This window comes from Streptomyces sp. NPDC017943, assembly GCF_044328425.1.
In the GTDB taxonomy this organism is placed as follows: Bacteria; Actinomycetota; Actinomycetes; order Streptomycetales; family Streptomycetaceae; genus Streptomyces; species Streptomyces djakartensis_A.
In genome coordinates this window covers 145,302-169,627 of sequence record NZ_JBIRHH010000012.1, presented here as the reverse complement: position 1 = coordinate 169,627, position 24,326 = coordinate 145,302, and the positions used below count along the sequence as shown (strand labels likewise).

Annotated in this window: 21 protein-coding genes; 12 read left to right on the top strand and 9 right to left on the bottom strand. The window is 72.7% G+C overall.

Annotation, left to right across the window (positions count from 1 at the left end):
• Nucleotides 1-413: 413 nt before the first annotated feature.
• The 6 genes from ACH4C6_RS31340 (at nt 414) to ACH4C6_RS31315 (ending at nt 6,619) form a co-directional block, all read left to right on the top strand.
• On the top strand, nt 414-1,910 hold the full coding sequence (locus ACH4C6_RS31340; protein WP_398112034.1) for a TraR/DksA C4-type zinc finger protein: 1,497 nt from the start codon (nt 414-416) through the stop codon (nt 1,908-1,910).
• Nucleotides 1,911-1,997: 87 nt separating this feature from the next.
• A complete protein-coding gene (gene lspA / locus ACH4C6_RS31335; protein ID WP_398112032.1) occupies nt 1,998-2,687 on the top strand; it encodes a signal peptidase II in 690 nt (229 codons plus the stop codon).
• A gap of 43 nt (nt 2,688-2,730) precedes the next feature.
• Nucleotides 2,731-3,675, top strand: coding sequence for an RluA family pseudouridine synthase (locus ACH4C6_RS31330; protein WP_398112030.1), 945 nt, complete (start codon nt 2,731-2,733; stop codon nt 3,673-3,675).
• Nucleotides 3,672-4,142 carry a GNAT family N-acetyltransferase gene (locus tag ACH4C6_RS31325; protein ID WP_398112029.1) on the top strand — a complete coding sequence of 157 codons (471 nt, stop codon included), beginning with the start codon at nt 3,672-3,674 and terminating at the stop codon, nt 4,140-4,142. The genes ACH4C6_RS31330 and ACH4C6_RS31325 overlap by 4 nt, the downstream gene beginning before the upstream one ends.
• A gap of 107 nt (nt 4,143-4,249) precedes the next feature.
• Nucleotides 4,250-5,836 (top strand): Na+/H+ antiporter, encoded by a 1,587-nt coding sequence (locus tag ACH4C6_RS31320; protein ID WP_398112028.1) that lies wholly within the window; start codon nt 4,250-4,252, stop codon nt 5,834-5,836.
• Nucleotides 5,837-5,875: 39 nt separating this feature from the next.
• On the top strand, nt 5,876-6,619 hold the full coding sequence (locus ACH4C6_RS31315; RefSeq protein ID WP_398112027.1) for an SDR family NAD(P)-dependent oxidoreductase: 744 nt from the start codon (nt 5,876-5,878) through the stop codon (nt 6,617-6,619).
• A 71-nt stretch (nt 6,620-6,690) separates the two neighbouring features.
• Here the strand turns inward: ACH4C6_RS31315 and ACH4C6_RS31310 are convergent, their stop codons facing one another.
• Nucleotides 6,691-7,815 (bottom strand): mechanosensitive ion channel family protein, encoded by a 1,125-nt coding sequence (locus ACH4C6_RS31310; protein ID WP_398112026.1) that lies wholly within the window; start codon nt 7,813-7,815, stop codon nt 6,691-6,693.
• A 107-nt stretch (nt 7,816-7,922) separates the two neighbouring features.
• Between ACH4C6_RS31310 and ACH4C6_RS31305 the strand changes: the two genes are divergently transcribed.
• Entirely contained in the window at nt 7,923-8,492 is a 570-nt protein-coding gene (locus tag ACH4C6_RS31305) for a dienelactone hydrolase family protein (protein ID WP_398112025.1), read from the top strand.
• Between the two features lie 3 nt (nt 8,493-8,495).
• Here ACH4C6_RS31305 and ACH4C6_RS31300 read toward each other — a convergent pair whose 3' ends face one another.
• The 4 genes from ACH4C6_RS31300 to ACH4C6_RS31285 all read right to left on the bottom strand — a co-directional run bounded on the left by ACH4C6_RS31300 (nt 8,496) and on the right by ACH4C6_RS31285 (nt 13,356).
• Nucleotides 8,496-10,166 carry an alkaline phosphatase D family protein gene (locus ACH4C6_RS31300; protein ID WP_398112024.1) on the bottom strand — a complete coding sequence of 557 codons (1,671 nt, stop codon included), beginning with the start codon at nt 10,164-10,166 and terminating at the stop codon, nt 8,496-8,498.
• Between the two features lie 169 nt (nt 10,167-10,335).
• Nucleotides 10,336-11,160, bottom strand: coding sequence for a thioredoxin domain-containing protein (locus tag ACH4C6_RS31295; protein ID WP_398112023.1), 825 nt, complete (start codon nt 11,158-11,160; stop codon nt 10,336-10,338).
• Between the two features lie 80 nt (nt 11,161-11,240).
• Nucleotides 11,241-11,936 (bottom strand): hypothetical protein, encoded by a 696-nt coding sequence (locus ACH4C6_RS31290; RefSeq protein WP_398112022.1) that lies wholly within the window; start codon nt 11,934-11,936, stop codon nt 11,241-11,243.
• Between the two features lie 70 nt (nt 11,937-12,006).
• On the bottom strand, nt 12,007-13,356 hold the full coding sequence (locus tag ACH4C6_RS31285) for a DUF2252 domain-containing protein (RefSeq protein ID WP_398112021.1): 1,350 nt from the start codon (nt 13,354-13,356) through the stop codon (nt 12,007-12,009).
• Between the two features lie 216 nt (nt 13,357-13,572).
• On the opposite strand from ACH4C6_RS31285, the gene dnaE reads away from it, so the two are divergent.
• Nucleotides 13,573-17,112, top strand: a complete 3,540-nt coding sequence (dnaE, locus tag ACH4C6_RS31280) for a DNA polymerase III subunit alpha (RefSeq protein ID WP_398112020.1) — start codon at nt 13,573-13,575, stop codon at nt 17,110-17,112.
• 102 nt (nt 17,113-17,214) lie between these two features.
• On the opposite strand, the gene ACH4C6_RS31275 is transcribed toward dnaE, so the two are convergent.
• Nucleotides 17,215-17,379 carry a hypothetical protein gene (locus ACH4C6_RS31275; protein ID WP_369196239.1) on the bottom strand — a complete coding sequence of 55 codons (165 nt, stop codon included), beginning with the start codon at nt 17,377-17,379 and terminating at the stop codon, nt 17,215-17,217.
• A gap of 223 nt (nt 17,380-17,602) precedes the next feature.
• Here ACH4C6_RS31275 and ACH4C6_RS31270 point away from each other — a divergent pair, with 223 nt between their 5' ends.
• The 4 genes from ACH4C6_RS31270 (at nt 17,603) to ACH4C6_RS31255 (ending at nt 21,566) form a co-directional block, all read left to right on the top strand.
• Entirely contained in the window at nt 17,603-18,817 is a 1,215-nt protein-coding gene (locus tag ACH4C6_RS31270) for an NYN domain-containing protein (protein ID WP_398112019.1), read from the top strand.
• A gap of 123 nt (nt 18,818-18,940) precedes the next feature.
• On the top strand, nt 18,941-19,915 hold the full coding sequence (locus tag ACH4C6_RS31265; RefSeq protein ID WP_398112018.1) for an ABC transporter ATP-binding protein: 975 nt from the start codon (nt 18,941-18,943) through the stop codon (nt 19,913-19,915).
• An 80-nt stretch (nt 19,916-19,995) separates the two neighbouring features.
• Nucleotides 19,996-20,817, top strand: a complete 822-nt coding sequence (locus tag ACH4C6_RS31260; protein ID WP_398112017.1) for an ABC transporter permease — start codon at nt 19,996-19,998, stop codon at nt 20,815-20,817.
• Nucleotides 20,818-20,873: 56 nt separating this feature from the next.
• Entirely contained in the window at nt 20,874-21,566 is a 693-nt protein-coding gene (locus ACH4C6_RS31255; protein WP_398112016.1) for an AAA family ATPase, read from the top strand.
• A gap of 353 nt (nt 21,567-21,919) precedes the next feature.
• Here ACH4C6_RS31255 and ybaK read toward each other — a convergent pair whose 3' ends face one another.
• Genes ybaK through ACH4C6_RS31240 form a run of 3 tightly spaced genes read right to left on the bottom strand, consistent with a single transcriptional unit; the run spans nt 21,920 to nt 24,208 of the window.
• Complete coding sequence (ybaK, locus tag ACH4C6_RS31250) at nt 21,920-22,420, bottom strand: Cys-tRNA(Pro) deacylase (RefSeq protein ID WP_398112015.1); 501 nt, start codon at nt 22,418-22,420, stop codon at nt 21,920-21,922.
• Between the two features lie 10 nt (nt 22,421-22,430).
• On the bottom strand, nt 22,431-23,171 hold the full coding sequence (locus ACH4C6_RS31245; RefSeq protein ID WP_398112014.1) for an LON peptidase substrate-binding domain-containing protein: 741 nt from the start codon (nt 23,169-23,171) through the stop codon (nt 22,431-22,433).
• 11 nt (nt 23,172-23,182) lie between these two features.
• Nucleotides 23,183-24,208: a hypothetical protein gene (locus ACH4C6_RS31240; protein WP_398112013.1), complete on the bottom strand. Its 1,026-nt coding sequence runs from the start codon at nt 24,206-24,208 to the stop codon at nt 23,183-23,185.
• Nucleotides 24,209-24,326: the final 118 nt, after the last annotated feature.

Below are 24,326 nucleotides of genomic sequence, written 5' to 3'. Positions count from 1 at the left end.
TTCACGTCGCGCTCGCCCCCGGGCTTCCACCGTCCCCGGGTCGCTCTGGGCTGCGTACGCCGCTACTCGTCCCCATCCACGCTTCTCGCTCCGCCCAGTGTACGGCGCCGGGCGGGCGGCGGCCGACCCGCTTTTCCGGGCCGGGCGGGGGCCGTCCGGAGGGCCGGGAGGTCCGCCGGGGGTGGAATGGGTTTGATGACCCGATTGGAGCGGGTATGGGTGTTCGGATCCTGGGACGCCCTGACCGGCGGATTACCAGGCGGGGAGCTGGGCACAACGGATGCAGGTCCGCCGCGCGGCGTGCGCGAGGCGGGCGAATCGGGCGGTGTGCCCCGTTGCCGCGGGACTCGAGTCGATTTATCGTCCCAGCACGATTCGCGAGCAAGATCACAATATGTGAAGGGGCCGCGGCCATGGTGGCGAAGAAGACCGCCGTACAGCAGCCGGCGTCCGGCAGATCCGCGAGGTCCGCCGGCGGCGCGGCCAAGGACGTCGGCGGGAAGAAGTCCGCGCAGGCGGGGTCGGCGGGGCGGGCGGCGAAGGGGGCGGCGCAGAAGGCGACCGAGGGGGCGAAGGCGGTCGTCCGCAAGACGAAGGCGGCGGTGAAGAGGACCTCCCCGGGCGGTACGGACGCCGAGGGCGGGACGGACACCCCGGGGGCGATCGAGGGCGGGAAGGCGGCGACGGAGACGCGGAAGCCCGCGGCCGGCAAGGCGGCGACGGAGGCCCGGAAGCCCGCGGCCGGCAAGGCGGCCGGGAGGGCGGCCGGAGGAGCGGCGGGCGGAGGGGCGCCCGTGGGGAAGGCGAGTGACGGTGAGGGCGGGCCGGTCCCGAGGCGGTCGGCGTCCGGGGAGGTGGATGCGCGGAAGCCCGCCGGCGGGGAGTCGGCGACCGGACCGGCCGTGGCCGGGAGGGCGGCGGGCGGAGAGGCGCCCGTGGGGAAGGCGAGTGACGGCGAGGAAGGGCCGGGCCCGAGGCGGTCGGCGTCCGCGGCGGCGGATGCGCGGAAGCCCGCCGTCCGGGAGTCGGCGACCGGAACGGCCGCGACCCCCAGGACCACCGCCAAGAGGGCCACCTCCGAGAAGGCCACCCCCAAGAAGGCTTCCGAGAGGGTCACCGCCAAGAAGGCCACCGCCAAGAAGGCCGACCCCGGGAAGGCGACGGGCAAGGAGGCCGCCGCCACGAAGACGCCGGGGAAGAAGAAGACCCCGGCGCGCAAGGCGGCGGGCGGCACGGCGAAGGCGGGGGAGACCGCCGCGGAGAAGGGCGCCCGGGGCCTCGCCGGGCAGGGCGCCGCGGACACGAGCACCACCACGCAGGGCGCGACCGGAAAGGGCACTGCCCGGACCGGCGCGGTCACACAGGACACGGCCGGCAGCAGCACGGCCAAGAAGGCGGGCGCGGCCCACGCCGCGCAGCAGACGGGAGCGACCACGGTGGGTGCGAAGAAGACTCCTGGCGCGGCGACGGCGGCCAAGACCGCCGTGCCGAAGGCGCGCGGCGCGGCCGAGCCCGGTGAACTCGCGGTACGTCCGGGCGAGGACCCCTGGACGGCGGAGGAGGTCGACGAGGCGCGGTCGGAGCTGATGTCGGAGGAGACGCGACTGCGGGAGGAGATCGCGTCCTCGGAGCGGTCGCTGGCCGGTCTGATGCGGGACTCCGGCGACGGCGCCGGGCACGACGAGGCCGACACCGGCAGCAAGAACATCACGCGCGAGCACGAGCTGGCCCTGGCCGCCAACGCGCGCGAGATGCTCGACCAGACCACGCGCGCGCTGGAGCGCCTCGACACGGGCACCTACGGCCTGTGCGAGAACTGCGGCAACCCCATCGGCAAGGCCCGGATGCAGGCCTTCCCGCGGGCCACGCTGTGCGTGGAGTGCAAGCAGAAGCAGGAGCGCAGGTACTGACCGGGGCCGAATGCCTCCTGAGCACGTGGATCGCGGCGGGCGTGTCGTACCCTCGTGCTCAGTCAGGCACCTAGGCGAGGGACTCACGTGGCAGAGGCGGAGCGCATCATCGGTACGCCGGACACTCCGGACGCGGCCGGGGCCGGGCGGGAGCGGCCCGGCGAGGACGCGGCGCCGGGCGGGCGCTCCGGTTCCGAGGGCGCTCCCGCCGCAGGGTCCGGCACCGACCGGACCCCGGCGGCCGCCGGCGCCGACGGGGCCGAGGGGTCCGAGGCCGCCGGGCGGCCCCGGGGCAGGCGCCGGATCGCGGTCCTGTTCGCGGTGGCCGCCTTCGCCTACGCCCTGGACCTGGTCAGCAAGCTGATCGTGGTGGCGAAGCTGGAGCACCACCCGCCGATCGAGATCGTCGGGGACTGGCTGAGGTTCGAGGCGATCCGCAACGCGGGCGCGGCCTTCGGCTTCGGCGAGGCCTTCACCGTGATCTTCACCGTGATCGCGGCGGCGGTGATCGTGGTGATCGCCCGCCTGGCCCGCAAGCTGTACAGCCTGCCCTGGGCGATCGCGCTGGGGCTGCTGCTCGGCGGTGCGCTGGGCAACCTCACCGACCGGATCTTCCGGGCTCCCGGCGTCTTCGAGGGCGCGGTCGTCGACTTCATCGCGCCCAAGCACTTCGCCGTGTTCAACCTGGCCGACTCGGCGATCGTGTGCGGCGGCATCCTGATCGTGCTGCTGTCGTTCAAGGGGCTCGACCCCGACGGGACCGTCCACAAGGACTGAGCGCGCGTACGGCCCTGCCGGAGCCGTCCGGCATACTCGACGGGTGAGCACGATTCCCGAGATCCGTACCCTGCCCGTGCCCGACGGCCTGGAGGGCGAGCGCGTCGACGCCGCCATCTCCCGCATGTTCGGCTTCTCCCGGACCAAGGCCGCCGAGCTGGCCGCCGCGGGGAAGGTCACGGTCGACGGGTCGGTGGTCGGCAAGTCGGAGCGCGTGCACGGCGGCGCCTGGCTGGAGGTCGAGATGCCGCAGGCGCCCGCGCCGGTGCAGGTGGTGGCCGAGCCGGTCGAGGGCATGGAGATCGTCCACGACGACGACGACGTGGTCGTCATCGTCAAGCCGGTCGGCGTGGCCGCGCACCCCTCGCCCGGGTGGACCGGCCCGACCGTCATCGGGGGCCTGGCCGCCGCCGGGTACCGGATCTCGACGTCCGGGGCGGCCGAGCGCCAGGGGATCGTCCACCGCCTCGACGTCGGCACGTCCGGCCTGATGGTGGTCGCGAAGTCGGAGTACGCGTACACGTCGCTCAAGCGCCAGTTCAAGGAGCGCACGGTCGACAAGCGGTACCACACGCTGGTCCAGGGCCATCCCGACCCGACCAGCGGCACCATCGACGCGCCCATCGGCCGGCACCCCCAGCACGACTACAAGTGGGCGGTCACCGCCGAGGGCAAGCCCTCGGTGACCCACTACGACCTGATCGAGGCGTTCCGCGCGGCGTCCCTGCTGGACGTGAAGCTGGAGACCGGCCGCACCCACCAGATCCGCGTTCACATGGCCGCCCACCGCCACCCGTGCGTCGGCGACCTGACCTACGGCGCGGACCCGACGCTCGCCAAGCGCCTGCGGCTGACGCGGCAGTGGCTGCACGCCGTGCGCCTGGGCTTCGAGCACCCCGGGGACGGCCGGTGGGCGGAGTTCTCCTGCGACTACCCGGAGGACCTCCAGCAGGCCCTGGACCAGGTCCGGGAGGAGACGTACGCGTGAGCACGGGGACGTACGTCGTGCGGGTCGCGGAGGACGCGGCGGACCGTGAGGCGTGCTTCGCGGTGCGCAAGGAGGTCTTCGTCGGCGAGCAGGGCGTTCCCGAGGACCTCGAGTACGACGCGTACGACGCCGGGGCCGTGCACGTGCTGGCCGTCCGGGAGGACGGGGTGCCGCTGGGGACCGGGCGGCTGCTGTGGGGAGCGGCGGCCGTGGCACAGACCGGTGCGGACCCCTCCGTGGGGTGTCTGGGCCGGCTGGCGGTGACGGCTCACGCGCGCGGGCTCGGGGTCGGGGCCGCCCTGGTGCGGGCCGTCGAGGAGGCGGCACGCGCCCGCGGGCTCGTGGCCATGGATCTGCACGCGCAGACGCACGCGCTCGGCTTCTACGCGCGGCTCGGCTACGCGCCGTACGGGCCGGAGTATCTGGAGGCCGGCATTCCGCATCAGGGGATGCGGCGTTCCCTCTGAGCCGTCCCGGGCAGTGCCGCGGGGGGTGCCGAAACGGTTTGCCCAGGCAGTCGCGTGGCAGTCTTGAGATCAGTCGTGTGCACCTCTGACCTCCCGGAGCGCTGACCGTGGATCAGCTGGCCCTGCTGTTCGTCCTGCTGCTCGGGGCCGTGATCAGTGTTCCGCTCGGGGACCGGCTCGGCGTCCCCGCTCCGGTGCTGATGACGCTCCTGGGCATCGTCCTGGCCCTGCTGGAGTTCGTGCCGAACGTCGAGATCCCGCCGGACCTGATCCTGCCGCTGCTGCTGCCGCCCCTGCTGTACGCGGCCGTACGGCGTACCTCGTGGCGGCAGTTCACGGCGAACAAGAGACCCATCTTCCTGCTGGCCGTGGCGCTGGTGTTCGTCACCATGGCCTGTGTCGCCGCCGCGGCCGACGCGATCGTGCCGGGCCTGCCGCTGGCCGCCGCGTTCGCGCTCGGGGCGCTGGTGGCGCCGCCCGACCCGGTCGCCGCGACCGCCGTGGCCGGCCAGCTCGGGCTGCCGCGCCGCCTGGTGTCCATCCTGGAGGGCGAGGGGCTGTTCAACGACGTCACGGCCATCGTGCTCTACCACGTGGCGATCGCCGCCGCCGTCAGCGGGACGTTCTCGCCCTGGAAGGCCGGTCTGGACCTGGTGCTGTCGGCCGTCGTCGCGGTGGCCGTGGGGCTCGCGCTGGGCTGGGGCGCCAACAAGCTGATGGACCTCCTCGGCGACGCGGTCCTGCAGATCGGGCTGACCCTGCTGGTGCCCTACGCCGCCTACGTGATGGCCGAGGAACTGCACGGCTCCGGCGTGCTCGCCGTGCTGACCACCGCGCTGTTCCTCGCCGAGCACGGCTCCGACGCCGACGACGTCATGACGCGGCTGGCCGGGCACACCTTCTGGAACATCGTCGACACCCTCGTCACCGGTGTCGCCTTCGGGCTGGTCGGCCTGGAGCTGCACAACGCGATCAACACCGCCTCCGGGCGGTGGGGCGAGCTGCTCGGCTGGGCGGCGATCGTGGTGTGCGTGGTCGTGTTCGTACGGCTGCTGTGGCTGCTGCCGGCGACGTGGCTGACCAAACGGCTGCACGCGCGGCGGGACTACGACGAGGACATCCCCGTCAGCTGGCGCGAGACCGTCGTCATGTGGTGGGCGGGGATGCGCGGGGTCGCGTCCGTCGCACTGGTGCTGGCGATCCCGCTGGAGACCGACAGCGGCGCCCCGTTCCCCAGCCGCGACGAGATCATCTTCATCGCGTTCGGCGTGATCATGGCCACGCTGGTGTTGCAGGGCCTCACCCTGCCCTGGCTGGTGCGGCGCCTCGGTGTGAAGGCCGACACCGACCACGAGAAGGAGTTCGCCAAGTCCCTGGCGCTGCGCGCCGCCAAGGCGGCCAAGGAGCGGCTGCGGGAGATCGAGGAGGACGAGGAACTGCCGGAGGAGCTGTCCGAGCAGATGCTGCGCCGGGCCATGGACATCGCGGTGCGCATCAGCCCGGAACTGGCCGAGGACGAGCGCCGCGAGGCGTACCGGGAGCGCGCCCGGCGGGTGAAGCGGGTCCGGCAGCTCCAGCAGCAGATGCTCAGCGCGGCACGCCACGAGGTGCTGTCGGCGCGCAGCGAGCCGGGCGCCGACCCGGAGGTGGTGGACCGGGTCCTGCGGCACCTGGACGTGCGCAGCCTGCGATGAGCTCGCGCCCGCCGCCTGACGGGTCGTAAGGTCGGGCGCATGGCACGCAACGTGGTGATCAGTGGTGGCGGCACGGGGATCGGGCTCGCGGCGGCGCGGGTCTTCGCGGCGGACGGCGACCGGGTGCTGCTGCTCGGCCGGCGGGCCGGGGTACTGGAGCAGGCCGGCGTGCCCGGCGCGCTGACCTACGCGGCCGATCTCGCCGAGCCGGACGAGGTGCGCGGAGTCGCCGCCTTCGTGCAGCGGGAACTGGGCGCCGTGGACGTGCTCGTCCACAGCGCCGGGGGCACCGGACTGCTCGAGGCGGACGCCGGGGGCGACGGCGACGCGCTGCGTGGCGTCGCCCACACCTGGACGGTCAACTTCCGGCTCAACCTGCTGACCGCCGTGCTGCTGACCGAGGCGCTGAAGCCGCGCCTGGCCGAGCCCGGCGGACGGGTGCTGTTCCTCGGGTCCATCGCCGCCTACCGGGGGTCGGGCAGCGGGGCCTACGCCGCGGCCAAGGCCGGACTGCACCCGTACGCCCACGACCTGGCCCGGGAGCTGGGCCCGCGCGGCATCACCGTGAACGTCGTCGCGCCGGGGTACGTCGAGGACACCGAGTTCTTCGGGGACGCGATGGCCGCCGAGCGGCGGGAGCGGCTCATCTCCGAGACGTCCACCGGGCGGGCCGGGACCCCCGGCGACGTCGCCGGGACCCTGCACTGGCTGGCCTCACCGGGCGCCCGGCACGTCACCTCGCAGATCATCCAGGTCAACGGCGGCGCCGAGCGCGGCCACTGACCACGCGAGCACGCGGGAGGGCCGCCCGCGTGCTCGCGGGCGGCCCTCCCGAGCGGGGGCGCGGGCCGGACTCAGCGGTCGGTGCGGCCCGAGCCGTGGTACCGGCGCTGCGGCACCGGCACGGCGTCGTGGGAGAAGCGGTGGCCGCCCCGGGACGGGGGCAGGACCGCGTCGGCGGTGTTCACCCGCGGCAGGGCGTAGGGGTGCTCCGCGGTCAGCCAGCGGATCATCTCCTCGCGGACGGTGACCCGGACGGTCCAGATGTCGTCCGCGTCCTTGGCCGTCACCAGCGCCCGCACCTCCATGGTGCTGGGGGTGCTGTCCGTCACGGACAGGCTGTAGGCGCGGCCGTCCCAGGCCGGGCACTCGCGCAGGATGTCGCGGAGCTTGTCGCGCATCGCCTCCACGGGCGCGGAGTGGTCGACGTGCCAGAACACGATGCCGGTCATCTGCGGCGTGCCGCGCGACCAGTTCTCGAACGGCTTGGACGTGAAGTACGACACCGGCATGGTGATCCGGCGCTCGTCCCAGGTGCGGACGGTCAGGAACGTCAGCGTGACCTCCTCGACCGTGCCCCACTCGCCGTCCACCACCACCGTGTCCCCGATGCGCACCATGTCGCCGAAGGCGATCTGGAAGCCGGCGAACATGTTGCTCAGCGTGGACTGGGCGGCGACACCGGCGACGATGCCGAGGATTCCGGCCGAGGCCAGCAGGGACGCGCCCGCCGCCTTGAACGCCGGGAAGGTCAGCAGCATGCTCGCCGCGGCCACCACGCCGACGATCGCGGACACCACCCGCATGATGAGCGACACCTGGGTGCGCACCCGGCGCACCCGGGCCGGGTCCCGGTGCGCCCGGGCGTGGGCGTACCGGCTGTAGGACGTCTCGACGATCGCCGCCGCGATCCGGATGACCAGCCAGGCGGTGGACCCGATCAGCACCAGCGTCAGCGTCCGGCCGACGGCCTCCTCGCGGCTCTGCAGGAGCTGCGCCTGGTCGTAGGACCCTCTCAGCAGGGCGGCGCACAGCACGAGCTGGTAGGGGATGCGGGCACGGCGGAGCAGACCCCACAGCGGGGTGTCGTGGTGCCGTCGGTCGGCCTTGCGCAGAAGGAAGTCGGTGGCCCAGCCGATCACCAGCGTGAGCACGACCGAGCCACCGACCACGATCAGCGGTCGTAGCAGGTTCTCCATGCCACCGAACCTAACCGGCTCACCGGGGGCATGAACATGTGACTTCCGCTGCGTCCTGGGTACTGCCGTGATCCCGGGCCCCCACACCCGGCTGGCACCATGGCCCCATGAACATCATGCTCTTTCACTCCACCTACGGGCTGCGGCCCGCCGTCCACCAGGCCGCCGACCGGCTGCGGTCGGCCGGGCACCAGGTGTGGACGCCCGACCTCTTCGAGGGGCGCACGTTCGAGGCGGTCGAGGAGGGCATGGAGCACAAGGAGAAGATCGGCAAGGACGAGCTGCTGAGGCGGGCGGTGCTGGCCGCCGCGCCCTACTCGGAGCGCGGGCTGGTCTACGCCGGGTTCTCGCTCGGCGCCTCCGTGGCGCAGACCCTCGCCCTCGGTGACGACAAGGCGCGCGGCCTGCTGCTCCTGCACGGCACGTCGGACATCGCCCCGGGCGCCACGGCCGAGGACCTGCCGGTCCAGCTGCACGTGGCGGAGCCGGACCCCTTCGAGACGGACGACTGGCTCAGTGCCTGGTACCTGCAGATGGGGCGCACCGGAGCCGACGTCGAGGTGTACCGGTACGCCGGGGCCGGTCATCTGTACACCGACCCCGACCTGCCGGACTACGACGCGGAGGCCGCCGAGACCACCTGGCGGGTGGCGCTCGGCTTCCTCGAGACCCTGTAGCCGTTACACCGGGTCGTAGGTGCGCTCGAGCTTCTGCGTGCCGCTGCGGGTGCGGTACGAGCGGGACCACTTGGCCGTCGCGTCGCGCTTCGCGCGGTCGGAGACGACGTAGAAGTCCATCTGCGCGCGCTCGGCCGTCAGGTCCAGGACGCCGAAGCCGTGCCGGTCGGTGTCGACCCAGTGCACGTGCCGGTTGGCCGCGCGGATCACCGGTGAGGCCACCGCGGAGACCGTGCCCTCCGGCACCTTCACGATGTCGTCGAGGTTGTCCGAGGTGACCGAGGTGACGACGAACTCCGTCGCGGCCGACGGGGACAGCGGGTAGGTGCCGGCGTCGACCGGCACGTCGTTGGCCCACGCCATGTGGATGTCGCCGGTGAGGAAGACCGTGTTGCGGATGGCGTTCGCGCGCAGGTGGGCCAGGATTTCGCGGCGGTCGTCGGTGTAGCCGTCCCACTGGTCGGTGTTCAGGGCGAGGCCCTCCTGCGGCAGGCCCAGCAGCTTGGCGAGCGGCTTCAGCAGGTCGGCGGAGAGCGAGCCGATGGCGAACGGCGAGATCATCACGGAGTTGCCGACCAGGCGCCAGGTGGTGTCGGACGCCTTCAGGCCCGCCTTGAGCCAGTCGAGCTGGGCGCGGCCGGTGAGGGTGCGGTCCGGGTCGTCGACCTCGCCGTTGCCGACCTTGACCTGCTGGGAGCGGAACGAGCGCAGGTCGAGCAGCGAGAGGTCGGCCAGCTTGCCGAAGCGCAGCCGGCGGTAGGTGGTGCCCGCGAGGGCGGGGCGCACGGGCATCCACTCGAAGTAGGCCTGCTTGGCGGCGGCCTGGCGGGCGGACCAGGTGCCCTCGGCGCCCTCCGTGTGGTTCTCCGCGCCGCCCGACCAGGTGTCGTTGGCGAACTCGTGGTCGTCCCAGATCGCCACGACGGGGGCCGCCGCGTGCAGCGCCTGGAGGTCCGGGTCGGTCTTGTAACGGGCGTGCCGGGTGCGGTAGTCGGCCAGCGTGACGATCTCGTGCGCCGGGGCGTGCGGGCGGACGACCTTGCCGCGGGTGCCGTACTCGCCGGTGCCGTACTCGTAGATGTAGTCGCCCAGGTGCAGCCAGGCGTCCAGGTCGCCGCGGGCCGCGAGGTGCCGGTACGGGGAGAACCAGCCGGCCTCCCAGTTGGCGCAGGAGACCACGCCGAAGCGCAGGCCCGTGACGGCCGCGTCGTGCGCGGGGGCGGTGCGGGTGCGGGCGGCGGGGGAGTCGGTGCCGCCGGCGGAGAAGCGGAACCAGTAGTCGGTGGCCGGCTCCAGACCGCGGATGTCGGCCTTCACGGTGTGGTCGGAGGCGGCCGTCGCGAGGGTGGAGCCCTTGGCGACGATGTGCGTGAACGCCTTGTCCCGGGCGACGATCCAGCCCACCTCGGTGTCCGGGCCGGTACCCGAGCCCGGTATCGCCTCGGGGACGGGCGTCACACGCGTCCACAGCAGGATGCCGTCCGGCAGGGGGTCACCGGAGGCGACGCCGTGCAGGAAGGCGGGGGCCTGGTCCACGGCGCGGGCGGGCAGGGTTGCCGCCAGCGGCCCGGCCAGGACGGCAGTCGCCGCCGCGGCCTTGACGACCGTACGGCGGCGTGGAGTGAGGGAGTTGAGGCCCTCGGACGTGTTCGATGATCTGTATCGACTGGTCACGGCCGATCAGGTTACCGGTCGGTATGACCCACGGCGGGCGAACTCCGGAAGTTCGCCCGCTGTTTGAGTAGTCGCTGCTCACATCCCCCCGGCCGGCCCGCGCGCGGCGCCGCTCCGTGCTACGGCGGACCGGGCACGCGGACCGGCCGGGGGGGGGCGTCCGCTGCGGCTACTTCTTGAGCGCGGCGTCGATCGCCTTGTTGAAGTCGGCGGTGGTCATCGGGGCGCTCTGGCCGTCGCTGCCGGTGACCTTCTTGCCGTCCATGACCAGCGAAGGCGTGCCCTGGAAGCCGTACTTCTCGCCGTCGGCGTCGAACTTCTCGCCCATGACCAGCGCCCACTTGTCGTAGGTGCCCTTCTTGACCGCCGTCTGGAAGGTCTTGTTGCCCTTCAGGCCGTCGACGGAGTTCGCCACCTTGATCAGGTAGTCGTCGTCCTTGAACTTGTCCTCGGTCTCCTCCGGGTGGAACTTCGTCGAGTACAGCGCCGTCTTGTACTCCAGGAAGGCCTCGGGGCTGACGTTCAGCGCGGCGCCGAGCGCGCTCAGGGCGTTCTTGGAGCCCACTCCCGGCACGTTCCTGTCGATGAACGTCGCACCGACGAACTGGATCTTGTACTTGCCGTCCTCGACGTCCTTGTCGACGGTCGGGCCGACGGCCTGCTCGAACGCGGCGCAGGCCGGGCAGCGCGGGTCCTCGTACATGACGAGGGTCTTCTCGGCGCTGTCCTTGCCGATGACGACCGTGGTGCCGTCCTTGCCGGACGTGTTCGCCGGCTTGACGAGCTTGGCGTCCTTGGCGGCGTCCCATCCGTCGGGCTCGTTGGCCTGGACGACCGCGTAGCCGATGCCGCCGGCTATCGCCAGGACGGCGACGATCGAACCGGCGACGATGACCTGCCGCCTGGTCTTCGCGCGCTTGGCCTCGCGCTCGCGCTCGATGCGCAGCCGCTCGCGGGCCGCCGTCTTGGCCGCCTGGCTGTTCCGCTTGCTCATGGTGGTGTTCTCCAGTGGGGGACGCGCACACGCCGGTGCGCGGACTGCGTGAGGGGGACTGCGGGTGCTCGGGGTGCGCCTCAGACGAGGGCGGGCGAGCACGGCGGTCCACGCCGTCCCAGGGAGTACGCGAGGAGCCGGCCGCGGGCGCCGGCCCCGCGGCGGGCCGCGGGTGCGGCCGGCCGGCGTCCGGCGGGGGACCGCTCCACCGCGACCGCGGCGACCGCCAGCAGCAGCGGCCGGAACGTCGTCGCCGCCACCGCCCGCAGCAGCTGCGCGAGGGCCCGCTCGCCCCGGCGCAGCCAGAGGGCGGCCGTGAGGCCGACCCCGAGGTGCGCACCGAGCAGCAGCCAGGCCGTGGCCGGGTCGGCGTGGGCGATCGTGGCGGCGAGCCGCTCGGTGCCGGTGGCGTCGGCCACCCGGGCCAGCGGACCGCCGACCTCGCCGCCGCCGCAGAGCACCTCCAGGCCGACCGAGCGCAGCGGGCCCGCGACCGGGCCGCCCGCCCGGCCGTAGCAGGCGTGCTGGCCGGTGGTGAACACGGTGTCGGCGGCCAGCTCCAGCGGGACCAGCAGGGCCGCGATCCGCGCGAAGGAGCGCTCGCGGCCCGCCAGGGCGAACGCGAGGGCGAACACGGCGGCGGCGACCGCGGTCACCGTGCCCACCGGCAGCGGGACCCGCGACAGCAGCACGTGCGACGCGGTGCTGAGCGTCACGACCACGGCCGTGAACAGCGCCGCGCGTACGGCTCTGAGCGGGATCCCGGATATGTCCATAGCGATAGGAGAGTCTGTCACGCGGGCCGGTAAGAGACCCCTAAAGGGTGCCTGTGAAAGGTGCCGTTCGTCACAGTCCCGGGATGCGGCCGTTGCGGAACAGGTCTACGAAGATCTGGTGGTCGGCCCGCGCGCGGGCGCCGTAGCCGTGGGCGAAGTCCACCAGCAGGGGCGCGAAGCCCTCCTCGTCGGCCGCGATCGCAGCATCGATGGCCCGTTCGGTGGAGAACGGCACCAGGGACTCGCCGGACTGGTCGTCGGCCGCCGCGTGCATGGCGGCCGTCGCCCGGCCGAGGTCCGCCACCACCTGCGCGATCTCCTCGGCCTCGTCGATGTCCCCCCAGTCGAGGTCCACCGCGTACGGCGAGACCTCGGCGACCAGCTGGCCCGCGCCGTCCAGCTCCGTCCAGCCCAGCCACGGGTCGGCGTGCGCCTGGAGGGCCCGCTGGGAGATGACCGTGCGGTGCCCCTCGTGCCGGAAGTAGTCGCGGATCGCCGGGTCGGTGATGTGCCGGGAGACCGCCGGGGTCTGGCCCTGCTTGATGTAGATCACCACGTCGTTCTCCAGGGCGTCGCTGTGCCCCTCCAGCAGGATGTTGTACGACGGCAGCCCCGCGGAGCCGATGCCGATGCCGCGCCGGCCCACGACGTCCTTCACGCGGTAGGAGTCCGGACGGGTCAGGGAGTCGTCCGGGAGCGTCTCCAGGTAGCCGTCGAACGCGGCGAGGACCTTGTACCGCGTGGCCGCGTCCAGCTCCACGGAGCCGCCGCCGGGCGCGAAGCGGCGCTCGAACTCGCGGATCTCCGTCATCGACTCCAGCAGCCCGAACCGGGTCAGGGAGCGGGCGTCGCGCAGCGCGTCCAGCAGCGGGCCCTGCGCGGTGTCCAGGGTGAAGGGCGGCACCTCGTCGCTCTTGGCGCCGGTCGCCAGCGCGCGTATCCGCTCCCGGTAGGCGACGGCGTAGACCGTCACCAGTTCGGAGATCTGCTCGTCGCTGAGCGCCTTGGCGTACCCGATCAGCGCGACGGAGGCGGCGAAGCGCTTCAGGTCCCAGGTGAAAGGACCGACGTAGGCCTCGTCGAAGTCGTTGACGTTGAAGATCAGGCGGCCGGTGGAGTCCATGTACGTGCCGAAGTTCTCCGCGTGCAGGTCGCCGTGGATCCACACGCGCGAGGTGCGCTCGTCCAGGTACGGCAGGCCGGGCGTGCTCCCGGCCCGCCCGGCGTCCTTCTCCTCGTCCAGGTCGTGGTAGAAGAGGCACGCCGTGCCCCGGTAGAAGGCGAACGCCGAGGCCGCCATCTTGCGGAACTTCACACGGAACGCGGCCGGGTCGGCGGACAGCAGCCGGCTGAAGGCGGTGTCGAAGACGGCGAGGATCTCCTCACCGCGTTGCTCGTCGCTGAGCTGCGGGAACGACATCGCTGGGTGCCTCCTGGTGCAGACGTCTGCGGGCGGCGGGTCCGCCCCTTGCCTAACGTGCGGTGGCCGGCGGGAGTGCCCGCGGCCCACGCCGAGACGGTACGCGGGTCAGCCCTCCGGCTGTCGGTGCCGAGGCATAGACTTCGACGCTGTCCCCCAGACTGTCCGCAGCCTGTCGGGCCCCGTCCGCCCACGTCTTCCCTGGAGGCCGCAGCCGTGTCGAAGCCGCCGTTCACGCACCTGCACGTCCACACCCAGTACTCGCTGCTGGACGGTGCCGCGCGGCTGAAGGACATGTTCGACGCGTGCAACGAGATGGGCATGTCGCACATCGCCATGTCCGACCACGGCAACCTCCACGGGGCGTACGACTTCTACCACTCCGCGCAGAAGGCCGGGATCACCCCGATCATCGGCATCGAGGCGTACGTCGCGCCCGAGTCCCGGCGCAACAAGCGCAAGATCCAGTGGGGCCAGCCGCACCAGAAGCGGGACGACGTCTCCGGTTCCGGCGGCTACACCCACAAGACGATGTGGGCCGTGAACAGCACCGGTCTGCACAACCTCTTCCGGCTCTCCTCCGACGCGTACGCCGAGGGCTGGCTGCAGAAGTGGCCCCGGATGGACAAGGAGACGATCTCCCAGTGGTCCGAGGGGATCGTCGCCTCCACCGGCTGCCCCTCGGGCGAGGTCCAGACCCGGCTGCGGCTCGGCCAGTTCGACGAGGCCCTCAAGGCCGCATCCGACTACCAGGACATCTTCGGCAAGGACCGCTACTTCCTGGAGCTGATGGACCACGGCATCGACATCGAGCACCGCGTCCGCGACGGCCTGCTGGAGATCGGCAAGAAGCTCGGCATCCCCCCGCTGGTCACCAACGACTCGCACTACACCTACGCGCACGAGGCGACCGCCCACGACGCGCTGCTGTGCATCCAGACCGGCAAGAACCTCTCCGACCCGGACCGCTTCAAGTTCGACGGCACCGGCTACTACCTCAAGTCCACGGACGAGATGTACGCCATCGACTCCTCGGACGCCTGGCAGGAGGGCTGCGCCAACACGCGCCTGATCGCCGAGATGGTCGACACGACCGGCATGTTCGAGAAGCGCGACCTGATGCCGAAGTTCGACATCCCGGAGGGGTACACGGAGGTCAGCTGGTTCCGCGAGGAGACCCTGCGCGGCATGCACCGCCGCTTCCCGGACGGCATCCCGGACGACCGCATGAAGCAGGTCGAGTACGAGATGGACACCATCATCTCGATGGGCTTCCCGGGCTACTTCCTCGTGGTCGCCGACTTCATCATGTGGGCCAAGAAACAGGGCATCGCGGTCGGCCCCGGCCGAGGCTCCGCGGCCGGCTCGATCGTCGCCTACGCGCTCGGCATCACCGACCTCGACCCGATCCCGCACGGCCTGATCTTCGAGCGGTTCCTCAACCCCGAGCGCATCTCCATGCCCGACGTCGACATCGACTTCGACGAGCGCCGGCGCGTCGAGGTGATCCGGTACGTCACCGAGAAGTACGGCGCCGACAAGGTCGCCATGATCGGCACGTACGGCACCATCAAGGCCAAGAACGCGATCAAGGACTCCGCGCGCGTGCTGGGCTACCCGTACGCGATGGGCGACCGCATCACCAAGGCCATGCCCGCCGACGTCCTCGGCAAGGGCATCCCGCTCTCCGGCATCACCGACCCGAACCACCCGCGCTACAGCGAGGCCGGCGAGGTCCGCGGGATGTACGAGAACGAGCCGGACGTGAAGAAGGTCATCGACACCGCCCGCGGTGTGGAGGGCCTGGTCCGGCAGATGGGCGTGCACGCGGCCGGCGTGATCATGTCCAGCGAGACCATCACCGACCACGTCCCGGTCTGGGTGAGGCACACCGACGGCGTGACGATCACGCAGTGGGACTACCCGAGCTGTGAGTCGCTCGGCCTGCTGAAGATGGACTTCCTCGGCCTGCGCAACCTCACGATCATGGACGACGCCGTCAAGATGGTGAAGGCCAACAAGGGGATCGACATCGATCTCCTGAGCCTCCCGCTCGACGACCCCACGACCTTCGACCTGCTCCAGCGCGGCGACACGCTCGGCGTCTTCCAGTTCGACGGCGGGCCCATGCGCTCCCTGCTGCGGCTGATGAAGCCGGACAACTTCGAAGACATCTCCGCCGTGTCGGCCCTGTACCGCCCGGGCCCGATGGGCATGAACTCCCACACGAACTACGCGCTGCGCAAGAACGGGCAGCAGGAGATCACGCCCATCCACCCCGAGCTGGAGGAGCCCCTCAAGGAGGTCCTGGACGTCACCTACGGCCTGATCGTCTACCAGGAGCAGGTGCAGAAGGCCGCCCAGATCATCGCCGGTTACTCGCTCGGCGAGGCCGACATCCTCCGCCGCGTGATGGGCAAGAAGAAGCCCGAGGAACTGGCGAAGAACTTCGTCCTCTTCCAGGAGGGCGCCCGCAAGAAGGGCTTCAGCGACGAGGCCATCCAGGCACTGTGGGACGTGCTGGTCCCCTTCGCCGGCTACGCGTTCAACAAGGCGCACTCCGCCGCGTACGGACTCGTCTCGTACTGGACGGCGTACCTCAAGGCGAACCACCCCGCCGAGTACATGGCCGCCCTGCTCACCTCCGTGAAGGACGACAAGGACAAGTCGGCCGTCTACCTCAACGAGTGCCGCCGCATGGGCATCAAGGTGCTCCCGCCGAACGTCAACGAGTCGATGTCCAACTTCGCCGCGCAGGGCGACGACGTGATCCTGTTCGGCCTGTCCGCCGTCCGCAACGTCGGCACGAACGTGGTCGAGTCGATCATCCGGTGCCGCAAGGCCAAGGGGAAGTACACCTCGTTCCCGGACTACCTGGACAAGGTGGAGGCGGTGGTCTGCAACAAGCGCACCACCGAGTCCCTGATCAAGGCCGGCGCCTTCGACTCCATGGGCCACACCCGCAAGGGCCTCACCGCCCAGTACGAGCCGATGATCGACAACGTGGTCGCGGTCAAGCGCAAGGAGGCCGAGGGGCAGTTCGACCTCTTCGGCGGCATGGGCGAGGCCGAGACCAGCGAACCGGGCTTCGGGCTCGACGTCGAGTTCTCCACCGACGAGTGGGACAAGACCTATCTGCTCGCCCAGGAGCGGGAGATGCTCGGTCTGTACGTCTCCGACCACCCGCTGTTCGGGCTGGAGCACATCCTGTCCGACAAGGCCGACGCGGGCATCTCCCAGCTGACCGGCGGCGAGCACGCGGACGGGGCGGTCGTCACCATCGGCGGCATCATCTCCGGCCTGCAGCGCAAGATGACCAAGCAGGGCAACGCCTGGGCCATCGCCACCGTCGAGGACCTGGCCGGCTCCATCGAGTGCATGTTCTTCCCCGCGACGTACCAGCTCGTCTCGACGCAACTCGTCGAGGACGCCGTGGTGTTCGTCAAGGGCCGGCTCGACAAGCGCGAGGACGTGCCGCGTCTGGTCGCGATGGAGCTGATGATCCCGGACCTGTCCAACGCCGGCGCGAACGCCCCCGTGGTCCTCACCATCCCGGCCACCCGGGTCACCCCGCCGCTGGTCAGCCGCCTCGGCGAGGTCCTCAGCCACCACAAGGGCGACAGCGAGGTCCGGATCAAGCTCCAGGGCCCGACCAAGACCACCGTGCTGCGGCTGGACCGGCACCGGGTCAAGCCCGACCCGGCGCTCTTCGGCGACTTGAAGGTGCTGCTCGGCCCGTCCTGCCTGGCCGGCTGAACCGGCCGGCGCGGACCTCCGGCGCGCGTGAGGGGCGTACCCGGTACCTGGTACGCCCCTCGTGCACGTGTGTGGGAAGGTCTAAAACCCTCTACACAGACGTCAGTTGTGGCCGAAGCTGCGCTTCCGCTTGCGGGTCGCCACGTCGCCGGGGGTCAACTCGACCTCGGGCTGGGCCTCCGCCTCGGCCGCCGGACGGCGGTCCGCCCGCTGCCCGCGGTCGGTCGGACGCTGCTGCTTACGGTCACGGTTCTTGTTCTTGGCCATGGTGATGCCTCCTGTGGGGGATCTAGGGGCCAGGGCCGGGACCAGATTCACACACGCCGGCAACGCTCGCATGTCGGGCAATCACCGTGCGTGACAGGGGTAGTCGGAGAAGGGCGGGGCGAAACGCCACGCCGAAGATCGAGTTCCGGCCGTTAACCTCCGCGCCGTCGGGCAGACTCGAAGCGAGCCCCGAAGCAAACCTCCTGGGAAGCGGGTGAGTCGCGTGGACCGCTGCATCGTCCTGGTGGACGCCGGATATCTGCTGGGAGCCGCGGCGAGCCTTCTCGCCGGGGAGCCCTCGCGGTCCCGCATCACCGTCGACCACACCGCCCTCATCCAGGCGTTGCGCGAGCGCGCCGAGTCCGACACCGCGCAGCCCCTGCTGCGCATCTACTGGTTCGACGGCGCCCCCGACCGCGTCCCCCAGCCCGAGCACCGCCGGCTGCGCGTCATGCCCCGGGTCACCGTCCGCCTGGGCGCACTGACCCGCAGCGACGGTCGCTGGGCACAGAAGGGCGTGGACGCGGCCATGCACGCCGAGCTCACCGAACTGGCCCGCAACCGCGCCTGCTCCGACATCGTCCTGGTCACCGGCGACGGCGATCTGCTGCCCGGCATGATGGCCGCCAAGGAGCACGGCGTCGCGGTGCACCTGTGGGCCGTCCAGGCCGCCGACGGCGACTACAACCAGTCCGAGGACCTGGTCGCCGAGGCCGACGAGCGGCGCGTCCTGGACCGGACGTGGATCACCAAGGCCGTCCGCGCCAAGGAGCACACGGGGGTGTGCGCCCCGCAGCCCGCGCCCCGGCCCGAGATCGCCGCGATCCTCTCCGCGCCCCTGCCGGACTCCGCCCTGTCCGCCCCGTCCGAGCGGCCCGCCTCGCAACCCGACCACCAGGTGGCCGGCCCCGCGGCCAACGGCACCGGCGAGCGGGTGCCCGCCGCCGCCAAAGGGGTCCCCACCCCCAAGGACCTGGCAGCCCTGCGGGCCCCCGGCGCCCAGCCCGAGCGGCAGCCCTCCTCCGCCACTCTGCGCTGGTCCTCCGACAAAGGGTGGGTCGACCGGCCCGCGCCCGAGCCCCCCGAGGCCGCCTCGATGCCGACGCTCGCCCAGCTGACCACCGCCGAGCAGCGCTGGGCCGACCGCGAGGAGGACATCACCACGGTCGGCGGCGACCCCTTCGAGGTGGGGCAGGTCTTCGCCCGGCGCTGGGTCGAGCGCCTCGGCGACCACGGCCACCTGCAGAAACTGTCCGGGATGTACCCCCGCATCCCGCACCGCGTCGACGGCGAGCTGCTGCGCTACGCCGCCCGCTTCGGTCTGCTCGCCCACAAGGACGACCAGATCGACGAGCGGGACCGCTACGCCATCCGGGCCGGCTTCTGGAAGGAGATCGGCGTCCGCACGGGTGTGGAGCACGCCCCGGCCGGCGACTGAGAATTCCCCGGGCGGATTTCCCCTCACCCGCCGCCCCGGGAGCGGGACGGGGTCCCGGACCCCGTAGTCTCGTCCCTTGTGAGTACGCGCGCGGCACAGGCATTTCGGCACGATGGGGACATCGTGTGCGCGGTGCGCGGGCTGACCAAGACGTATCCGGCCGGGCGGGGCCGGCGCGGAGTGCCCGCCACCCCCGAGGTCCGGGCCACGGACGACGTGCACGTGGACATCCGCCGGGGCGAGATCTTCGGCCTGCTCGGGCCGAACGGCGCCGGCAAGTCCACCCTCGTGCGGCAGCTCACCGGGCTCATGCGGCCCGACCGCGGCAGCGTGGAGATCCTCGGTCACGACATCGTGCGCCACCCGGAACGGGCCGCGCGGATCCTCGCCTACCTGGGTCAGGAGTCGACCGCCCTCGACGAGCTGACCGTGTCGCTCGCCGCCGAGACCACCGGGCGGCTGCGCGGACTGGACGCCGCGCGGGCCCGCGCCGAGCGGGACGCCGTCCTGGACGAACTGGGCCTCGCCCCGCTGGCCGGACGGCCGCTGAAGAAGCTCTCCGGGGGCCAGCGGCGCCTGGCGTGCTTCGCGGCTGCCCTGGTCGGGAAGCGGCCGCTGCTCGTGCTGGACGAGCCGACCACCGGCATGGACCCGGTGGCGCGGCGGGCCGTCTGGTCCGCCGTCGACCGGCGGCGCGCCGAGCACGGGACGACGGTGCTGCTGGTCACCCACAACGTCATCGAGGCCGAGACTGTGCTGGACCGGGTGGCCGTGCTGGACCGGGGACGGGTCATCGCCTGCGACACCCCGGCCGGGCTGAAGGAACGGGTCGCCGGCGAGGTGCGGGTCGACCTCGTGTGGCGTCAGGCCGCGCCGCTGCACGTCCCGGAGGTGGCCGCGCTGCGGGACCGGGTCGCGGAGTCGGGCCGCCGCTGGACGCTGCGGCTCGGGCCCGAGGAGGCCCGGGCGGTCGTGGCGACCGTCACCGGCGGGGCCGCCTTCGCCGCGCTGGACGACTTCACCCTGACCACGCCCAGCCTGGAGGACGTCTACCTGGCCCTGGGCGGGGCTGCGCAGCAGGGGCTGGTGAAGGCGTGAGCCGCGCCGGTCTTGAGCAGCCGGGCCCCACCGTACGTACCGACTGCCGCAGTGGACCCGACGAAGGGGAGCAGCGCGACGTGAGTGTCGTACCCGCCGATGTCCTGCCGGGCGGTGCCCTGGCCGCCGAGGAGCCCGCCGCGGGCGCGGCCGAGCTCGGTCCCCGGGCGCGGCTGTGGCCCTCGCTGGCGGCCGTGTACCGGGCGCAGCTGTCCCGGGCGCGGGTGGCGCGGATCCCGCTGCTGTTCGTGGCGACCTTCCAGTCGGTCGGGATCATGATCCTGATGCGCGGGGTCGTGGACGACGGGGCGGAGGCGCAGGCGGTCGTCGCCGGCTCCTCGGTCCTGGTCGTCGCCTTCGTGGCGCTGAACCTGCTCGCGCAGTACTTCGGTCAGCTGCGGGCGAGCGGCGGGCTCGACCACTACGCGACCCTGCCGGTGCCGCCGGCGGCCGTGGTGCTGGGCGCGGCGGGCGCGTACGCCTCGTTCACCGTGCCCGGGACGGTCGTGACGGCCGTGTTCGGCTGTGTGCTCTTCGGGCTGCCGCTGGCCCATCTGTGGATCCTTCTGGCCGTCATCCCCCTCGCGGGCGCCGCGCTCGCCGGTCTGGGGGCGGCCCTCGGGCTGCTCGCGCCCCGGCCCGAGCTGGCCACGCTGCTGGGGCAGCTGGGCATGTCGGCGGCGCTGCTGCTGGGGGTGCTCCCGGCGGACCGGATGCCGGAGTTCGTGCGCTTCGCGCGGGACCTGCTGCCGTCCACCTACGGGGTGGAGGCGTTCGCCCGGACGTTCGGGCCGGACCCCGACTGGGCGTTCGTGCTGGGGGACCTCGCCGTGTGCGGGGCCGTGGGCGTCGTCTCGCTGGCCGTGGCGACCTGGGCGTACCGCCGGGCGGCCGTCCGGTGAGTCGGGACGGGTCGTCCGGTGACGCGGCACACAGGCGGGCCTGGCACGATGACAGGGTGACCGCACCGCTGACTCCGCCACCGCCACCGCACGACCACTCCGCTCAGGGACCGTGGCAGCCGCCGGCCGACGGGCCCGTGGCACCCGGCTCCGAGCACGCCGGGCACACCGCAGACGGCTGGTACGGACAGGACGGCCCCGGCATGAGGACGGAAGTACGCGAGGCCGGTGTGGTCGCCGTGGCCGTGGCCCTCGGCGGGCTGCTGCTGGGCCTGCTGTGGTGGAAGCTCGCGCCGCACGTCCCGCTGGTCGGGGACGCGAGCGGCGGGAACTGGGTCGTCTACCTCAAGGACACCGAGGGTGAGCAGGCGATCGGCGTCGACGGCACGTTCGTGCTGCTCGCGCTGGCCTTCGGGCTGGTCAGTGCCCTGGTGGTGTTCTTGCTGCGCCGGCGCGGGGGCGTGCCGCTGGTGGTGGGGCTGGCCGTCGGCGGTCTGCTCGGCTCGCTGCTCGCCTGGCGGGTCGGGGTTTGGCTCGGACCCGAGCAGGACGTGATCGCGCACGCGCGGGAGGTCGGCAAGGGGGTGACGTTCTCCGCGCCGCTGAAGCTCGGGGCCAAGGGGGCGCTGCTGGCCTGGCCGCTCGCCGCCCTGGTGGTGCACCTCGGGCTCACGGCGCTGTTCGGCCCCCGGGACCCCGAGCCGGACTTCGCGGACGGGCCGCACGGAGGGCAGCCGCCGGCCACGTAGCCGGCCGGCGCCGAAACCGGCGGGGCTGCGGCGGCGCGGGGAGCGGTGGGACGGGCCCGTGCCGGTAGCTCGCGGGCCGGGGCCTCGCGAGCCGTACGTCGTCGTCCACCCGGGCGCCGCCGTTCCCGCCCGCGCCGGGCGCCGCCTGCCCTGTGGTGTCGTGCCGCGCCGCTCGCTCCGGGCGTCCCGAGCCGGGAACGGCGGGCATCGTCGCCGGGGAGCGGCGGCCCGTGCCGTGTCGTGAGGGCGGGGCGCCGCCCGCCCCGTGGGGTCGCGCCGCGCCGCCGCGCCGGCGTGGGGACGTGGTGCGGCCCGGCCGGGACGGGCGCCCGCGGCCGGGGGAGCGCGTCCGGTCAGGACGGGCGGCCGATCGGGGCCAGGACGGCCTGGGTGAGGGTCGCCAGGGTGTCCGGGGCGAGTTCCACCTCCAGGCCCCTCCGCCCCGCCGAGACGCAGATCGTCGCGTGGGCCGACGCCGAGGCGTCGAGGACGGTCGGGAGCCGCTTGCGCTGGCCCAGCGGGGAGATGCCGCCCCGGACGTACCCCGTGGTGCGTTCGGCGAGCGCCGGGTCGGCCATGGTCGCCCGCTTGCCGCCCACCGCCGCCGCCAGGGCCTTGAGATCCAGCTGGCCCGCCACCGGGACCACCGCGACCGTCAGCGCTCCGTCGACGTCCGCGACCAGGGTCTTGAAGACCCGGTCGGGGGAGACGCCCATGGCCTGGGCGGCCTCCTCGCCGTAGGAGGGGTGGGCGGGATCGTGGTCGTAGGCGTGGACCGTGTACCGCGCCCCGGCCGCCGTGAGGGCCACCGTGGCGGGTGTGCCGCCCTGCTGCTTCTTCGCCTTCTTCGCCATGCCGGTCCGCTCAGTTGAGACTCATCGGGCCGCGCGTCAGCTCCGACGCCGGCAACGACGGCAGATTACGGATGATCGCCGTCTCGGCGCGAAGGAGTTTCAGCTCGTCGCGCAGGCGGGACGCCGTGTCGGGCGCCTGGAGCAGCCGCTGCTTGGTCGGGGTGTCGAGCATCATCGCCGCGGCGACGAGGTAGGACACCACGCCCGGTTCGTCGGGCAGGTCCGCCCCGGTCGTCAGGGACCGCTCGCGGGCGCCCGCCAGGCGCTTCTGGTACTGGCGGAAGGAGCGCAGCACGCCCTCCGCCAGCGGCGCGGCCTCGTCGCCGGGTTCCTCCGTGAGCGGCTCCAGCTCGGCCGTGAGGAACGGGCCGGACGCCTCGACCGAGAGCAGCTTCACCCGGGTGGTGCCGGTCGCCAGCACCTCGAAGGAGCCGTCGGTGCGCTCCCGGAGGGTCGCCGCGTCCGCGATACAGCCGACCTTGTGGAACGCCTTGACCGGGTCCGGCCCGAAGCCCGCGGCGGGCCCGCGCTCGGGCACGGCGGTCGGATCGGGCATGCCGGGGGAGCTCGGGGCCACCTCGTGGCCGTCGCGGATCGCCACGACGGCGAACCGGCGCGGCTCGTCCTCGGGCGTCTTCAGCAGCTCGCGCATCATGGCGCGGTACCGCTCCTCGAAGACGTTGAGCGGGAGCACGAGCCCCGGGAACAGCACCGAGTTCAGGGGGAAGAGGGGGAGCCGGACGGTGGTCACGACCCCAGAGCCTAATGGTCGCCGCCGCGGACCCGTCCGCCCCGTTCACCCTGTGGATGCCGGGGCGGCTCCCCGGCCGCCGCTGCCATGACCTGCTCGCGCACGTCCAGGAAGTGGCCGAGCGGGTCGTCCGACATCCGGTCCCAGGGGAAGGAGGTGGCGTACGGGCCGTTCAGCCGCAGCTGTTCGCGGGCGTCCTGCCAGCGCTCCAGGCGCACCAGGACGAAGACCAGCAGGTTGCGCATCCGGGCGGGCCAGGGGTCGGCCACGGGCAGCAGCGGGGACAGGGCGATCGCCCGGTCGGCGGCCGCGTCGAGCCGTTCGCGCGGCACCTCGGGCCCGCAGCCGTCGGTGAGGTAGCCGAAGGCGGCCCTGACCGGCAGGGCCTGGACGAGTGCGCCGGCGGGTGCGTCCTGGGCGGCCCGGTCGGCGAAGTCGAAGCACTCGCGGTGCGAGCCGTGCCAGGAGGCGGCCAGGTAGCGCAGGGCCGCGACATGGCAGCCGTAGTGGTGCGGGGCGCGGCGGACGGCCGCCGCCCACAGTTCCTCGAAGTAGGTGTGCCCGGCCTGGGCGCCCCGGGCGTGGTCGAGTGCGAGGCGCCACGGCACGGGGTCGCGCTGGTCGCCCCGGGCCGCCGCCGTGATCAGCGGACTCACCTCGCGCAGCAGTTCGGCCCGGGCCGGGGAGTCCCAGGCGCGGTCGACCGCGAGCTGCGCCCCGACCAGGAGCGCGTCGGGGTCCTTCGGGGCGAGGGCCAGCCACGCGTCCAGCCAAGCGGGGCGCGAGCGGGCGAAGGCTGCCAGCCGGGTGACGTACCGGTCGCGTCGCTCCCACTCCCCGGCCGTCCGGGTGGCCAGGAGCAGGGCGGCGGCCGGGCCGTGCTCGCCGCGGGCGGCCGCGACCAGCGCCGGGCTCAGCCGTGCGTCGGGCGCGTCGAGCAGCACCTCGTCGTCGTCCGGCCGGCCGGCGGGGTGGGGGGTCCTTGTCATCCGGCTCGCGCGGATGAACGGCAACTGCATGGCCATGGTGCCGACCATTGAAAGTCGGCCGCTCGGGGCCGCGCCAGATCGTTCCGGCAAATCGACGAAAGTTGTATGCCCCGTGGTCAAGAGAAGGTAAAAACGTGACCGTTCTTCATCTTTGATCACAGGGTGC